This window comes from Candidatus Brocadiaceae bacterium, from assembly GCA_012728835.1.
Lineage (GTDB): Bacteria > Planctomycetota > Brocadiia > SM23-32 > SM23-32 > JAAYEJ01.
Genome location: JAAYEJ010000062.1, coordinates 65,651 through 79,997 on the forward strand (window position 1 = coordinate 65,651; position 14,347 = coordinate 79,997).

The window sequence follows — 14,347 nt, forward strand, 5'->3', positions numbered from 1 at the left end:
TGCTCCCCGGAGAGTCGTAAACTTTTGCCCCGGAAGTGAATAGGACGGTTTGTCAGGGAGAGTTGAATGGATCGCAACGTGACCTGTTCGGCGGCGGGATGTGGCACCACGTTCACGGTGCAGAACAAGGAAGTCGGCGACATCGTCAACTGCCCGAAGTGTGGCGGGCAGTGCACGGTCCTGGCCGACTTCGGGGCCGACTTCGACCTCGAGGTCATCGAGGCGCCACCGGACCCCGGCAAGTCGCTGCATCACCCCGCGCGGCAGATCTGCAGCCATTGCGGCGCCATCCTGGGCGTGCGCGCGGCCATCTGCCCTCATTGCGGGTCGGACGTGCGCACCGGGCAGGCCGTGCAGAGGCAGGTGCAGGTCGAAAAGAAGAGCAAGGCCCCCGTGCTGATCGCCTCGGGCGTGGCCGTGCTGGTCGTCCTGCTCGCCGCCGTCCTGCTCCTGGTGCTGACCAAGGGGAGTTGACGCCGCGTCCCCGGACGCGGCCGCGTCCAGGGACGCGGCGTCAGGGCGTCCGCGCCCTGGCGGCGATCCCGTCCACCTCGAACAGCCAGTCGTCCCGGCACACGTCGGCACGCACGACGACCGCCGGCACGTCGGCCAGGCCGCTCTCTGCGCCCAGGGCCCGGAAGACGCCGTGGCCGTCGCCGTCCTTGAAGAACAGGGTGGCCTGGCAGATGTCGTCCAGCGAGACGCCCTCCTGGCCGATCAGTGAGCGCACGCTCTCGGCGGCGGACAGAATCTGCCCGCGCACGTCCCCGACGTGCATCGTGCGCCCCTGCCGATCGACGGCGGCCGTGCCGGATATGTGTACCTGTTCCAGGTGCGGCTCGCGGATGCTCGCGCCGCGCGAGAACGCGGACCCGTAGCTGAAGGCGTCGGCCTGCCTGACGTTGCCCAGGAAGGACGTCCGCACCGCCGAGCCCTCCAGAGGCACCACCGCGACCACGTCCATCATGCACGCGGCCCCGTGCGCGTTGTCTCCCTCGATGCCGGTGCTGGCCGGCAGGCGCGGGCCGCGTTCGTCGGCCAGGCCCAGACCCCCGTAGATCCGATTGCGCACGCCGTTGAACTCGTCGTACCACTCCAGGAGGCGCGAGAGGTAGATCCAGGTGCGCACGACGTGCGTGTAGTCGGCGCCCTCGGCCGCCAGGATCGCCTGCGTGCGCTGGAACATCCGCGCGGCCTGCTCGCCACGCGTCTGCCCGGCGATGCACGGCGCCTCCGCGCTCATGTCCTGCAGAATCAGGAAGCGCGCGCCGCTGCGCGTCCAGGCGCGGCCGCACGGCACGCCGCCCTCGCGGATCACCTCGACGCTGCTCTCGGGCGGTCGCACCAGACGGAGCTGGACCCCCGCCAGGCCGTCGCCCCAGACCGGCCGGCCCTGCACGTAGGTCAGCGGGCCGTCGGGGTCGATCCCCTGCCGACCGAGCGCATCCCGGCGCGCGGCCAGGACGTCCGCGCGCACCGAAAGGCTGCCGAACACCCGTTCGTGCACGACGTGCATCCGCTGCGCCTTGGCCCGGGAGGCCAGCCGTTCGTAGAAGCGGCGGGCCGTCTCGCCCGCGCCGCCTCCGGCGGCCGTCACGGCCGCCGTGATGAACAGGTCGTCATCGCTCGGGCCGGCCAGGTGGACGGTCAACGGCACGTCCTGCAGGGTTTCGCAACTGCGCACTCAGACCTCCCTTTCCGAAACCGGGGCACGCGGTGCGCGGGTGAACGTCCCGTGCCGCGCACCACACCATGTGCCTTCAAGACTACGCGTTCCTGCCCGGCGTCTGCAAGGCCCCGCCCCTCGGCGGGGCCCCCGCCGCCTCATCGGGCGCGCCAGGGCAGCCCGGCGTCCTCCGACTGGCCGGGCTCCTGCGTCTGCTGTGCGGTGGCCCCCGTCGTGGGGGCTGCGACGGCGTGCCACTCATCGTAACGGATCGCCCGGGCCATCTCCTGGCCGCTCACCGGCAGAGGGCCGGTCAGAAACTCGGGGAACTGGTACATGTAACAGTGGGTGCCGTAGAACGCCGGATCCTTCTGGGGCAGGATGAACGGCTTGGACGCCTGTCCGGACTCGTCCACGTGGGCGAAGTAGGGCCGGATGAACACGCCGTCGTCCCGCTTGCTGCTGAAGACGATCCAGCGGCTGTTGCTGGACCACGAGTGCCGCGACTCGGCCCCCTCGCCGCTGCATGCCAGGCGCCGGACGCTCCCGTCGGCCAGCGACAGCACGTAGATGTCCGCGTCGGGCTGGAACGTGGGGAACACGCTGTGGTCCGACAGGCAGAAGGAGACGAACCGCCCGTCCGGCGACGGGCGCGGCTGGGTGATGCTGCCGCCCGCCTGATCGGCCGACAGCACGGTCTCGACCTGTCCCCATTCGTCGGCATCGACGTCGTAGGGGATGCGAACGAGGTCGTAGCGCAGGGCGGCGATCTGGTTGGCCGCGAGTTCGGCGACGTCCGGGGAGGGCGGCACCACGCGGCTGAAGTAGAGGTGCTTTCCGTCGGCCGACCACGCGGGGTAGGTCTCCAGTGCGTCGGGGCGGCTGATGGCGGCCGTGGCGGTCACGCGCCCCTCGTCGACAAGGTAGAGGGCGAGGTCGGACCGCATGTCGTACACCTCGCGCACCTCGGTGCGATGGCTGTGGAAGAACTGGCGGAACACGTCCATGGAGTAGGCGATGGCCCGCCCGCTCGGATGCCAGGAGCTGAGGGCCGCCAGCCCGATGCTCTGCGGGGTCTTCGTGTCCACCTTGGTGATGCGGCCGTCCTGGATGATGAGCATGCCGTGGCCGTATGGTTCCGCCCCGCTGCGCACCTGCACGAGCGCCGAGTCGGGCCGGCCGTTCAGGAAGCTGTGGCAGTTCATGCAGCCGCCGCCGGTCTGGTCGTTGTCCAGAAGCACGATGTCATCGTAGGAGGAGATGTCCCGCTGGCGCAGCCGCATCCGCCCCCAGAACATGTAGACGTAGCCAAGCTCGCGGTAGACGATATGGCTGTCGATCTCCTCCTGCGCGACGTGGATCTCGAACGGATCGAATCGCGTCCATCCGCCGTCGGCGTCCTGCACGCTCACCTGCACGCGGATCGTGTCGCCGCGGGCGTCCTGGAGCAGCGCGCGCCACTCCCCCGCCGGCAGGACCGCCGCCCCCGCTTTCGTGCGAACCGCGAACGCCCGCCCGGACGCCGTGCGCAGTTCGACGCGGCCGAGACGCCCCGGCTCGGCCACCCGGAAGTTCAGCGGCGCGATGTTCGGGGGCACGGTCACGCCGATGTAGTCGGGCTCGATCCTCGGCGGCCGCCCGGCAGGGCGTCCCTCGGGCGGGGTCCCGCCGCACCCGGCCGCCAGCATCGTGGACAGGAGCGCGCAGAGCGCCGCGAACAGGCATCGGGCAGGCATCATCCGGCTCCCGGCTCGGGCTTCTGGAGGAACACGAGGTAGTAGTAGTAATAGTACGTGCCGACGTACGCGGCGGCGGCCCTCCGGGCGCGGCTCAGGTCCCCTCCGTGCCGCGCCGACGCGCTCAGGAAGGCGAACAGCCGCATCCGCGCCTCCTCGCCGACCTCCAGCCCCCCCAGGTCCACCGCCCGGGCGGCCTCCTGCTCGTACACGAGGATCGCCTCCTGGTAGTGCACGGGCAGGCGGGAGATGCCCAGCTCGGAGAGCCTCGGCATCCATTCGACGAAGCGGTCCAGCCGCTTGCCGGCCAGGTAGTGGGCCAGCAGGTAATCCAGGGCCATGCGGTCGAGCGGGTCCGCCTCGAGCTGCTCGAGCAGCATGGTCTCCAGGCTGGCGTGGCCCGGCCTGGGCCTCCTTTTGGCGACGGCGGCGCGCAGACGCCGCACCTCGGCGACGTCGGACAGCGAGGAGTCCCGCAGCATGCGTTCCTTCCACCGCCGTGCCCAGGTCCGGTGCACGGGGTCCTGGGCCAGCAGCCCCAACCACTTCAGGGCCACCCCGACCCGCTGCTTGACGGCATTCGTGAAGAACAGGTGCCGTATGAGCGCCGGGCGGCGCCCCAGCACCTCCAGGGCCTCCGCCCCCATCTGCTCGGACTCGTTGACGCGGCCGATGTCCAGCAGCAGACGGCTGCTCTTGGCGAACGCCATCGGATTGGCGCCTCTCAGCGCCCCGGCGTCCAGATGGAAGTCCTCCGTCACCGGCAGCACCGCGTCCGGCCGCTGAGGGAATGTGAACATCCTGTCTCCGAGGGCGCCGGTGAAACACAGGGCGCGGTTGACGTCCCAGAGCACATACACGTTGAAGTGGCCGATCGGCAGGCGGCGTGCTTCGCGAAGGACGTCCTCCCACCGGCCCTGCTGCGAGAGCACGTCGATCCGCATCCGGTCCCGCATGCTCGTGTCCAGCGTCCGGCCGAAGACGAGGCAGGCCGCCAGGGCCAGCGCCGCCGCCGAGGCCGCCAGCCCGGCTCTCGAGTTGGCCCCGCGGGCGATGGCTGCAGGCAGACGGAAGCGCCCCAACGGGCGCACAGCCGGCACGGCCGCCGTCAGCACACACAAGGCATACAGCACGCCTGCCGCCCGAATCGACACCCAGTTCCTCATCGGCCATGCCGGCCAGAGATGCACGAACGCCTCTTCCCAGAACAGGCCGGCGGCCCGGACCCCCAGGCCCCAGGGCACCAGGAAGCCGCACGCCAGGCATGCGAGGCCCGCCCCGACCTGCCGGCGCGCCCTCAGCTCGTGCAGCGCGCACAGGACGGCGAAGAGCGCACAGAACCCGCCGGCCACCAGGAACAGCGCGACCGTCAGGATCAGGGCCGCCGCGAACCGTCCCCACCACCGTTGCCACGGCAGCGAGGCGTAGACCCAGGCCGCCGTGAGCGCCGCCAGCACGCCCAGGCCGATGGCCAGGTGATTCCAGTACCGCACGAACGGCCAGAGGAAGACCAGCCCCGGCAGCAGGTGCAGCATGCGCAGGCGGACGCCCGACGCGGTGCGCGCAAAGCCCCGTGTCGCCACGCACAGGAGCATGGCCAGGGCCGACACCACCAGCGCGGCACTCCAGTCCGCGTAGAAGACCTGGCCCAGGAAGGCGGACGCGTAGCCGAGCAGTCCGCCGGGCCGCATCGCCGACTCGAGGAAGAACGTCCGGCTCAGGCGGAACGCCGGGAGCGCGGCGGCCGCCCAGAAGCTGTGGTAGAGGAGGCTCAGGTCGACGTGCGCCTGGAAGTAGATGAACGCGACCGCCGAGAACAGGCAGACCGCCGGCGCCGCGATCCGGTCACGCGCCTCGGGGAGTGCGGCGGCCCCCGCGTTCGCATTCGTCTGGTCGACCTTGTCTGTGCTCATGGCGTTCTCGCACGGCCGGCCCCTGCCGGGGCGGGTGCTACTGAGCGGGCCGCCACGTCTCGGCGGGCGGCGTCGCGGACGTCACGGGGATGTCCACCCCCGTCCACTGCTCCCTGCGGATCACGCGTGCTATCTGCTCGCCCCGCACGGGCACGGGCTCCCTGATCAGCTCCGGCAACTGGTAGAGTCGGATGCTGGAGTCGTAGAACCGGGGATCGCGCTGCGGAAGCACGAACGGCTTGCAGACCACACCATCCTGACCAACATAACAGAAGGCGGGCCGTGTGAAAAGCCCGTCGCCCGCTTTGGTCGCGTAGGCCAGCCAGCGGCTGTTGGAGGACCAGGAGTGCCACGTCTCGGTCTGATCGCTGTTTCCCGGCAGCGGGCGCACGCGGCGGGTCGCCGTGTCCATGACGTACAGGTCGGCCTCGGGCTCCATGGCCGGGAACCCGCCATGCGGGCTCATGCAGATGACCAGGAACCGGCCGTCCGGCGATTCGCGCGGCAGCGTGATGCTCATGCCGGCCTCGGCCGCACTCAGGACAACCTCCGGGTCGCCCCAGGTGTCCGTCGCGACGTCATACGGAATGCGCATGAGGTCATACATCGCGTCGGCGTAGTTGTCGGGAATCCGGTCGCCTTCCGGCGTCCAGGGCAACGGCGCGGTGCAGTAGTAGAGGTGCGTGCCGTCCGCTGACCACGACGGCCAGGTCTCCATCCGGTCGGGCCGGCAGAGGACCGGCCGCGAGCTGACCAGCCCGGAGTCCACCCGGTAGTAGGACAGGTTGGAGTTCAGGTCGATGCCCTCCCGGACCTCCTGGCGGCTGGAGTGGAAGAACTGGCGCACGGTGTTCGTGCTGAAGGCGACCACGCGGCCGCTCGGATGCCACGAGGAGAACGCCGCGAGCCCCGGGTCCCGCTCCGTGCGGGTGTTGATCTTCGAGACCCGACCATCCTGGATCAGCAGCATGCCATGCCCGTGATCGACCTTCCCGCTTCGCATCTGGATCAGCATGCGGTCCGTCCCGTTGTTGAGGAACGTGTGGCAGTTCATGCAGCCGCGCCCGAAGGACCCGTTGTCCAGAATCAGCCGATCCGCGTACGATTCGAGATGCCGTTCCCGGATCTGCATGTGCGTGTAATAGTTGTATAAAACATTGATTCGCCGGTAGACGAGATAGGAGTCGATCGGCTCCTCAGCCACCAGGCTGTGGAGCGGCTCGAAACGCGTCCATCGTCCGCCCGCGTCCAGAACAAAGGCCCGTATTTCCAGTGAACGCCCCCGGTTCTCTTCCAGGAGCCTGCGCCAGGAATGCAGGGAAAAGTCGAGGCCCCCGTCCTTGCTCCACGCGCGGATGGGCTCGCCCCGGTCTCCGTGTAACTCCACGACGAAGGCCGAGCCCTCTTCCTCCACAACGAAAGACGGTGCGGCGATATTCGGGGGGAACACTGTGCCGGCGTAGTCGGGGCGCAACTTCGGGGGACGACCAGCCGACTGGGGCTGCACCACTTTCGGGAAATCGTCCGGCAGCAGGCAGATGACGGCCGCGACAACTGCAGCGAGCGCTGCAAGCACAACTGCGCCACGCGTCCGACTCATTCCACGGGCTCCGGCGGCAGGACAAAGAAGTAGTAGAACATGTAGCTGTCTGCGAAGTCGGCGAGGGCCTTCATACGGCTGAGGCGCGTCCTCGCGCCCGCCATCGCACGCCGGAATGCTTCGAAACGCTCCTGGGTGCGCGCACTGATTCGCAGGCCGTTCATTTCGGGCATCTGCCCCGTCCGCACGGCGTAGAGCAGCAGCGCTTCCTCGAAGTGCCTCGGCACCGATCGATAGCCGACCTCGCCCAGCCGCGCGAACTCCCGCACGCAGTCCCCCAGCCTGCCGTAGATCAGGTAGCGCGCCAGCAGGTACTCGTAGGCCATTCGGTTCCCGGGGTTCCGGCTCAGCAGCCGCTTGAGGGCGTCTTCGACGTGGCCCCATTGGGCCACGTTCTCCGTCACGCGCAGTTCCCGCAGACGCGCCACGAACGGATCCTGCGAGAGGTCCGGGTCCGTCCTCATCCGTCGCAGCATGCTCCTTGCCCGCCGGCCGTAGACGGGATCTCGGCTCAGGGCGCCCAGCAGGATCCGGGCCGCCTCCGTGCGTCCCTTGGCCAGGTTACAGAACATCATCACCTCGAGCAGGCGCGGATGGCTGCCTCTGGTCTCGATGGCCTCGCAGGCCATGTGCTCCGCCTCGTTTACGAGTCCAAGGTCCAGAAGCATCTCGCTCGAGGCGACCCAGGCACGGTGCCGCAGCACCTGACTCGGCACGATGTCCTTACACAGCATGTGCCCGACGGGGTCCTGCTCGTAGGCGAACATCCCGTCGGCAAGCTCCCCCAGGTGGAAGAGCGCCCGGTTGAGCTGCGAGTTGACGAACAGGTAGTCCAGCGGATTGAACGCCCCGCGGGAGGCGTTCTTCACGACCTTCGGCCAGTTGCGCCGGGACGCGTGGTAGTCGACCGCCGTCTGCGCCTTCATCGCCCCGTCGTGGGCGAGCACGACGGCGACGGCCAGCATCGCCAGCGCAGCGACACCGGCGATGGGCCGACGGCGGCCCGCACGGCGAAGGCGCCCGGCCGCGTAGGCCGCCACGGCCGCTGCAGGGAAGAACGCGTAGAGCACGAGGCGCAACGCCTCGCTCCGCAGCACGAGCGGCACGGCGTTGTCCGGGGTCAGCGCAAACTCGTGGAAGGGCAGCAGGCGGCGGTAGGCGTCGGCCGTTCCGGCGTGCGGCCACAGGAGCCCCAGCGCGTACGGCATCGCCGCCCCCAGCACCAGCACGGCCGGAGCGAGCCGTCGCCGGCCCCCGGCGGTCAGTTCGTAGAGTGTGCACAGCGCCGCGTAGACCAGCACCGCCCCGGCGGCGATCGAGTGCAGCAGCGCCAGCAGGAGCACGAACACGCCCAGCCGTCGAGGGGGCGTCGCGCCGCCCTTCGTGACGTAGACGGCGGCCCCGCCCAGCACCAGCGCCAGCGCCAGCATCGGACGCAGCGGGTCGTAGTAGAAGCCATAGAGGAGCAGCAGCGGGAAGACCGGCACCAGGTGCAGCAGGCGCGGGGGCTCGCCGGCAAACGCCCTGAGCAGCACGAACGCCTCCAGGCAGAGCAGGGCCATCAGCCCGGTGATGATCACGGCCCCCAGCCATGCGATCTGGTGGTACTGGCTCAGGAGGGCCGCCGCATACTCGGTCAGCCCGCCGGGAAGGAACAGGAAATCGCCCAGGAAGCGCGTTCCCCAGCGGAAGACGGGCACGCCCGGGGAGAGCGCCGGCTGAACCCAGTGGGCCTGGAAGACGAGGGCGGGGTTGACGCGCAGGTAGACGTACGCGAAGACGGCGGCGAAGAACGCGGCCCAGACGCGGGGCCATGCACCGGGCCGCGCCGGAGCGGCCGGGGGCTCCCGGTCGCCTCCGGCCGGAGTGAGTCGCTCTGGTCGTGCCGTCCTCATGTGCACCCGTCGGTCGCTCGGACTCCCGAGATGGCGGTCATGTCTCCGGCCGTCGTCGGCCCCTGGGGCCGGCACGTGCGCGGCGACCGATCCACAGCCGCCGCGGGGCCGATGATACCACAGGCGTCCGCGCGCGGGCAACCGGCCGGCCGATCGGCGCCGAGGGCCGGGTTCAGGACGCGTAGCTGTGCAGCCCGGCGAAGACGCGTGCCAGGTTCGCCCACAGCAGCGTGGCCGCGATGGTGCCGCAGCCGGCCAGGACGAATGCCGCGTTCGCGCGGCGGCGTGCGCCCCCCGTCAGGCGACGCCACTGGAAGTAGCCCACGTAGACCAGCCACATGGCCAGCGCCCAGAGTTCCTTCGGGTCCCAGTTCCAGTAGTCGCCCCAGGCGCGCTGCCCCCAGACGGACCCCAGCACCAGCCCGAGCGTCAGCAGCGGGAACCCGAAGCGGGCCAGGCGATGTGCTCCCTCGTCCGCCCGGGCATCCGTGCCGCCGGATGCCAGCACGCGCACTGACTGCACCCCGGCGCGCAACATCACCAGATAGCCCGCCAGGTAGGCCAGGATGTGCGGCCCGAACAGCCGGCTCCGGAGTATGGGCGGCAGCGGCAGCGGCGCCGGGTCGAACACGAACGCCACGGGCACCAGGAAGAGCGCGGCCATCAGCGCGTCCTCGCCCCGCCCCGGCACCCTCAGCCGCCGCTCGAAGAAGGCCGAGAGCGGATAGCAGAGCGTCGCCATGCAGAGGAACACCTCGAAGAGGTTCTTCATCGGCGTGTGCCCCACGGCCGTCCACCGCACGGCCACGGCCGCCAGCAGCAGACCGAACCCCGCCCGGAACAGCCAGGTGCCTGCCGGCCGCCGGCCCGCAAACCACGCCGCAGCAGCGCCTGTGCAGGCCACCAGTGCGGCGGCGGCCAGTCGGCTCGCCCAGTAGCCCTCAGGGTCCATCGGCGCCCCCTCCCCCGCCGGACGGCGCCGGCAGGAGCCAGAAGTGCAGGAACACGCCCGTGCACAGCAGCAGCATCCCCGCGTAGACGGCGAACAGCCCGCGATCCGACTTGGCCCTCAGCATCACGTAGTCCCCGCGCTCCCAGCCTCCGCCCTGCAGGCTGAACTGGTAGCCGCCGTGCCGCAGCGGCCGGTTCATCGCGACGGATGCCCGGCAGACGTCCCGCCCGCCGCTGACGACGGCCACGTCCGCGGCATACTCCCGCACGGCCCCGCCGGCCGGGTCGGCGTCCACGCGGACCGTGTGGCACACGAGATGGAAGGGTAGGCGGGCGATCCTGTGCTCGAATCCGTGGCTGAACACATCGTCGCAGAGCCGCCCGCGCGGCAGGAACAGGTAGCCGTCCACCGGTGCAGGCCATCCCAGCAGGCGCTCCGCCAGCCGGCGCCCGGAGGCCGAGCCCCAGAGCCCTCCGGCCAGGATGAACGCGGCCCCGAGCAGGGCCACCCTCCGGGCCACTCCCCTGCCGACGACGGCCCGCCCGAGCAGCCACAGAGCGCCCGCGCTCCAGAAGGCCCCCATCGGCCAGGAGTTGAACAGCCTCCGCGCCCGTTCCGGGCCCAGAAACGCGCCCACGACGCACAGGGCGGCGAGGCTCGCCACCCCGCCCAGCTCCACGGCCTGCACCGGCCTTCGGTCCATAGCGGCCCCTTGCCTGGGGAGACCCGGTTGTACCGGCACGCCGCAGCACGGTCAAGCGACACGACAGACCGAGGGCTTGCCCGCCGGGGCGGGACGGCCGTGCATGACGCGCGTGCGGCGAGCGCGGTTGAAAATGACGCCGCCGCCTGCGATCATGGGGTCAGGGCTGTCCATGCCTCTCAGGAGATGCTTCATGCAGCACGTGAAGAGCGAGTTCGCCAGGGGCTCCTGGCTCACCTACCGGCCGGACATCAAGATACTGGACTGCACCGTCCGCGACGGCGGTCTGATCAACAACCACCGTTTCGACGACGACTTCGTGCGGGCCGTCTACCGGACCTGCGTCGACGCCGGCGTGGACTACATGGAGATGGGCTACAAGGGCGCCAAGAGCATCTACCCGACCGACGAGTTCGGCCCCTGGAAGCACTGCGACGAGGAAGACCTGCGTCGCATCGTCGGCGACAACGAGACGGACCTGAAGATCTCCGTCATGGCCGATGCCGAACGCTGCGACTACGAGGCGGACATCCTGCCGAAGTCCGAGAGCGTCATCGACGCCATCCGCGTGGCCTGCTACATCCACCAGATCCCGGTTGCGCTGGACATGATCCGGGACGCACATGAGAAGGGCTACGAGGTCGTCCTTCAGCTCATGGCGGTCTCCGTGATTGCGGAACGCGAACTCGACCAGGCCCTGCAGATCGTCGCGGAGACGCCGGTGACGACCATCTACCTGGTCGACAGCTTCGGGGCGCTCTACTCGGAGCAGGTGCGCGACCTGGTCGTGACCTACATGAAGGCCGTGGAGGGCAAGGGCAAGGAGATCGGCATCCATGCGCACAACAACCAGCAGCTCGCCTACGCCAACACCATCGAGGCGCTGATCCACGGCGCGAGCCGGCTGGACGCGACGCTGCACGGCATGGGCCGCGGCGCCGGCAACTGCGCCACCGAGCTGCTGCTCGGGTTCCTGAAGAACCCGAAGTTCCACCTCCGCCCCGTGCTCAAGTGCATCCAGGAGCACCTGTTGCCGCTGAAGGAGCAGATGGAGTGGGGGCCGAGCATCCCGTACATCATCACGGGCCAGCTCAACCGCCACCCGCGCGCGGCCATCGCGATGCGACAGGGCGAGGACCCGGACGATTACGTTCGCTTCTACGACCAGATGACCGAGGAGGAGTAGCGCCCGGCGCGCACGCGCGCTCCCCGCTCCCGCCTCGACACCGTCTCCGGAGGATCACCTCATGACCAAGCGCCCGATCATCGACGCCCACCATCACGTGGGCGACGAGGCCTACGCCGACCGCCTCGCCGCCGTGTGCGAGAAGCTCGGCATCGTCAAGGTCTGCCTGGTGGCGACCAACGTGCCCGATTCCCCCCGGGACAACAACGCCAACACGAAGCGCGCCTTCGAGAAGTACCCCGACCTGTTCGTGGGCTTCGGCGGCGTCAACATGTGGCAGGACGACGGCGCCGACCAGGTCCAGCGGCTCCACGACGAGGGCTTCCGCGGGCTGAAGTTCATCATCCCGCCGAAGCCCTACCACGACCCGTCCTACGATCCCATCTACGCGAAGGCGCAGGAACTGGGCATGATCGCCCTCTTCCACCTGGGCATCGTGGCCCGGCACGTCACGCGCAACCTGCGCACCGACAACAACCTGATGCGGCCGGTCTACCTGGACACGATCGCGCGGAGCTTCCCCGAGCTGACCATCATCGGCGCGCACCTGGGCAATCCGTGGTATGAAGAAGCCACCATGTCCTGCCGCTGGAACCCGAACCTCTACTTCGACCTGTCCGGCTCGACCTTGAAGAAGAAGTCGCCGCAGTTCCTCAAGGAACTCCTCTGGTGGACGCCGACGACCTTCTACGGCGACGTCGAGGGGCGCTACGCCTGGGAGAAGATCGTCTTCGGCAGCGACGTCGGCCCGGACTACGTCAAGGACGTGCTCCACGACTACGAGCAGACCATGGAAGCGATCAACCTGCCGCCCGAGATGCGCCACCAGGTGCTCTACGGAACCATGGCGCGCATCCTGGGCCTGGAGGACGCCTGACGCGTCGGGGCCGTCCGAATGGGGCTTGACAGCCCCGGCCGCCCGGCCGACAATGGCCGCGGCGGTCCACTCCTTCGGAAGGAGGTTCGGAGATGGCTCCCAGGCAGATCGTGGCGGCGGTCCTGGTCGTGCTCGTGCTCCTTCTGGCAGCCAACCACTTCCGCAAGCGCGCGCTCGAGCGCCGGCGGGCCGAACAGCCGCCCGCCGAGGGCGAGTTCGTGCTCGTCTGCCCCTCCTTCGGACACGGGGGTGCGATCCCGCCCGAGTACACGGCCGACGGACGGAACGTCTCGCCCCCGCTCGTGTGGGACAACGTGCCGGACGGCACCATGACGTTCGCGCTGGTCGTCGAGGACCCCGACGCCCCGAACCGCACGTTCACGCACTGGATGCTCTGCGAGATCCCCGGCAAGCTCCGGGAACTGCCCGAGGGCGTGCCGTCCGGGGAGACCACCGCGTTCGGCGCGCAGGGCGTCAACGACTTCCGCGAGACCGCCTACGGGGGGCCGAACCCGCCGCACGGGCAGGAGCACCGCTACTTCTTCCGGCTCTACGCCCTCAGCACCACGCTCGACATGGCCGGCGCCTACACGAAGCAGCAGCTCCGGGCCGCCATGGCGGGCAGCATCCTGGCCGAGACCGCCCTGATGGGACGTTACCGCCCTGCGGCCGGGCGCTGACGGCGCCGTCCCCACCGCGAAGGAGTATGCATGCCGCCCCTGACCGGACGTGAACGCATCGCCCGCATCCTGCGCCGGGAGCCCGTCGACCGCATCGGGCTCTTCGAGAGCTTCTGGGGCGACACCCGGAAGAAGTGGATCGCCGAGGGCCACGTGCGTGCGGACGAAGACCTGCCCACGCACTTCGGCTTCGACATCAGCACCCACTGGCCCTTCAACCTGATGGCCGACCTGGGCTTCGAGCCCGTCGTCGTCGAGGAGACCGCCGAGACCATCCTGACGCGCGACGCCAACGGCGCCCTGCTTCGCCGGCACAAGCTGCACGACGCGACGCCGGAGCACGTGGACTTCGCGGTGAAGGACCGCCGCACGTGGGAGGCGAAGGCGCGTTCCCTGCTGCTGGAGCCCGACCGGCGGCGCATCGACTTCGAGGGCTACCGCCGCGCCCGCCGGGAGGCCGCCGAGGCCGGCCGCTTCTTCTGCTGGGGCGGACGGAACGTGTTCGAACTCATCTTCCCGGTCTGCGGCCACGAGCACATGCTCATGGGCATGGCGCTGGACCCCGCCTGGGTGCGCGACATGGTGGACGTCTACGCCGAGTTGACGGTGGCCCTCATGGGCATCCTGTTCGCCGAGGAGGGCCCGCCGGACGGCGTCTGGTTCTTCGAGGACATGGGCTTCAAGGGGCGGCCGTTCATGTCGCCGCAGATGTACCGCGACATCGTTCAGCCGGGCCACGCGCGGACCTTCGCGTGGGCGCACTCGTGGGGACTGCCCGTCCTGGTGCACTCCTGCGGCTACATTCGGCCCCTCCTGCCCGGCCTGGTCGAGGCCGGCATGGACTGCCTGCAGGTCATGGAGGTGAAGGCCGGGATGGACCCGCTGGAGATCAAGGCCGAGTTCGGCGACCGGATCACGCTCTTCGGCGGCATGGACGCACGCAACCTCGTGGCCAACGACCGCGAGGCGATCCGCAGGGAACTCGGGCGCAAGATCCCGGTCCTCATGGAGGGCGGGGGCTACATCCTGCACTCCGACCACTCCGTGCCGACCACGTGCGACTACGAGACCTACCGGTTCTTCGTCGACGAGGGCCTGCGCCTGGGGACGTACTGACAGGGCGCGCGGCATCGGAGGCT

General features: G+C 69.7%; 12 protein-coding genes. 5 read left to right on the forward strand and 7 right to left on the reverse strand.

Annotated elements, in window-relative coordinates; translation table 11 throughout:
- Nucleotides 1–66 precede the first annotated feature (66 nt).
- Nucleotides 67–474: a hypothetical protein gene (locus GXY85_09850; GenBank protein NLW51126.1), complete on the forward strand. Its 408-nt coding sequence runs from the start codon at nucleotides 67–69 to the stop codon at nucleotides 472–474.
- A gap of 40 nt (nucleotides 475–514) precedes the next feature.
- On the opposite strand, the gene GXY85_09855 is transcribed toward GXY85_09850, so the two are convergent.
- The 7 genes from GXY85_09855 to GXY85_09885 form a co-directional block, all read right to left on the reverse strand.
- Nucleotides 515–1,684: a hypothetical protein gene (locus GXY85_09855; protein NLW51127.1), complete on the reverse strand. Its 1,170-nt coding sequence runs from the start codon at nucleotides 1,682–1,684 to the stop codon at nucleotides 515–517.
- 140 nt (nucleotides 1,685–1,824) lie between these two features.
- On the reverse strand, nucleotides 1,825–3,402 hold the full coding sequence (locus GXY85_09860; protein NLW51128.1) for a hypothetical protein: 1,578 nt from the start codon (nucleotides 3,400–3,402) through the stop codon (nucleotides 1,825–1,827).
- Nucleotides 3,402–5,315, reverse strand: coding sequence for a hypothetical protein (locus GXY85_09865; protein NLW51129.1), 1,914 nt, complete (start codon nucleotides 5,313–5,315; stop codon nucleotides 3,402–3,404). The genes GXY85_09860 and GXY85_09865 overlap by 1 nt, the downstream gene beginning before the upstream one ends.
- A 37-nt stretch (nucleotides 5,316–5,352) precedes the next feature.
- Nucleotides 5,353–6,915 carry a hypothetical protein gene (locus GXY85_09870; protein NLW51130.1) on the reverse strand — a complete coding sequence of 521 codons (1,563 nt, stop codon included), beginning with the start codon at nucleotides 6,913–6,915 and terminating at the stop codon, nucleotides 5,353–5,355.
- On the reverse strand, nucleotides 6,912–8,810 hold the full coding sequence (locus tag GXY85_09875) for a hypothetical protein (protein NLW51131.1): 1,899 nt from the start codon (nucleotides 8,808–8,810) through the stop codon (nucleotides 6,912–6,914). The genes GXY85_09870 and GXY85_09875 overlap by 4 nt, the downstream gene beginning before the upstream one ends.
- 172 nt (nucleotides 8,811–8,982) lie before the next feature.
- A complete protein-coding gene (ccsA, locus tag GXY85_09880; GenBank protein NLW51132.1) occupies nucleotides 8,983–9,762 on the reverse strand; it encodes a cytochrome c biogenesis protein CcsA in 780 nt (259 codons plus the stop codon).
- Entirely contained in the window at nucleotides 9,752–10,465 is a 714-nt protein-coding gene (locus GXY85_09885) for a cytochrome c biogenesis protein ResB (protein NLW51133.1), read from the reverse strand. The genes ccsA and GXY85_09885 overlap by 11 nt, the downstream gene beginning before the upstream one ends.
- Nucleotides 10,466–10,658: 193 nt before the next feature.
- On the opposite strand from GXY85_09885, the gene GXY85_09890 reads away from it, so the two are divergent.
- The 4 genes from GXY85_09890 (at nucleotide 10,659) to GXY85_09905 (ending at nucleotide 14,324) form a co-directional block, all read left to right on the forward strand.
- A complete protein-coding gene (locus GXY85_09890; protein ID NLW51134.1) occupies nucleotides 10,659–11,651 on the forward strand; it encodes a nucleoid-structuring protein H-NS in 993 nt (330 codons plus the stop codon).
- A 61-nt stretch (nucleotides 11,652–11,712) separates the two neighbouring features.
- Nucleotides 11,713–12,528, forward strand: a complete 816-nt coding sequence (locus tag GXY85_09895) for an amidohydrolase family protein (protein NLW51135.1) — start codon at nucleotides 11,713–11,715, stop codon at nucleotides 12,526–12,528.
- 92 nt (nucleotides 12,529–12,620) lie between these two features.
- Complete coding sequence (locus GXY85_09900; GenBank protein NLW51136.1) at nucleotides 12,621–13,208, forward strand: YbhB/YbcL family Raf kinase inhibitor-like protein; 588 nt, start codon at nucleotides 12,621–12,623, stop codon at nucleotides 13,206–13,208.
- Nucleotides 13,209–13,238: 30 nt separating this feature from the next.
- The gene (locus GXY85_09905; GenBank protein NLW51137.1) at nucleotides 13,239–14,324 is read left to right on the forward strand and encodes a hypothetical protein; all 1,086 of its coding nucleotides are present in this window, start codon (nucleotides 13,239–13,241) and stop codon (nucleotides 14,322–14,324) included.
- Nucleotides 14,325–14,347: the final 23 nt, after the last annotated feature.

Coding starts and splice junctions, on each gene's coding strand:
- GXY85_09850 (NLW51126.1), top strand. CDS start 67: ATGGATCGCAACGTGACCTGTTCGGCGGCGGGATGTGGCACCACGTTC.
- GXY85_09860 (NLW51128.1), bottom strand. CDS start 3,402: ATGCCTGCCCGATGCCTGTTCGCGGCGCTCTGCGCGCTCCTGTCCACG.
- GXY85_09865 (NLW51129.1), bottom strand. CDS start 5,315: ATGAGCACAGACAAGGTCGACCAGACGAATGCGAACGCGGGGGCCGCC.
- GXY85_09870 (NLW51130.1), bottom strand. CDS start 6,915: ATGAGTCGGACGCGTGGCGCAGTTGTGCTTGCAGCGCTCGCTGCAGTT.
- GXY85_09875 (NLW51131.1), bottom strand. CDS start 8,810: ATGAGGACGGCACGACCAGAGCGACTCACTCCGGCCGGAGGCGACCGG.
- ccsA (NLW51132.1), bottom strand. CDS start 9,762: ATGGACCCTGAGGGCTACTGGGCGAGCCGACTGGCCGCCGCCGCACTG.
- GXY85_09885 (NLW51133.1), bottom strand. CDS start 10,465: ATGGACCGAAGGCCGGTGCAGGCCGTGGAGCTGGGCGGGGTGGCGAGC.
- GXY85_09890 (NLW51134.1), top strand. CDS start 10,659: ATGCAGCACGTGAAGAGCGAGTTCGCCAGGGGCTCCTGGCTCACCTAC.
- GXY85_09895 (NLW51135.1), top strand. CDS start 11,713: ATGACCAAGCGCCCGATCATCGACGCCCACCATCACGTGGGCGACGAG.
- GXY85_09900 (NLW51136.1), top strand. CDS start 12,621: ATGGCTCCCAGGCAGATCGTGGCGGCGGTCCTGGTCGTGCTCGTGCTC.
- GXY85_09905 (NLW51137.1), top strand. CDS start 13,239: ATGCCGCCCCTGACCGGACGTGAACGCATCGCCCGCATCCTGCGCCGG.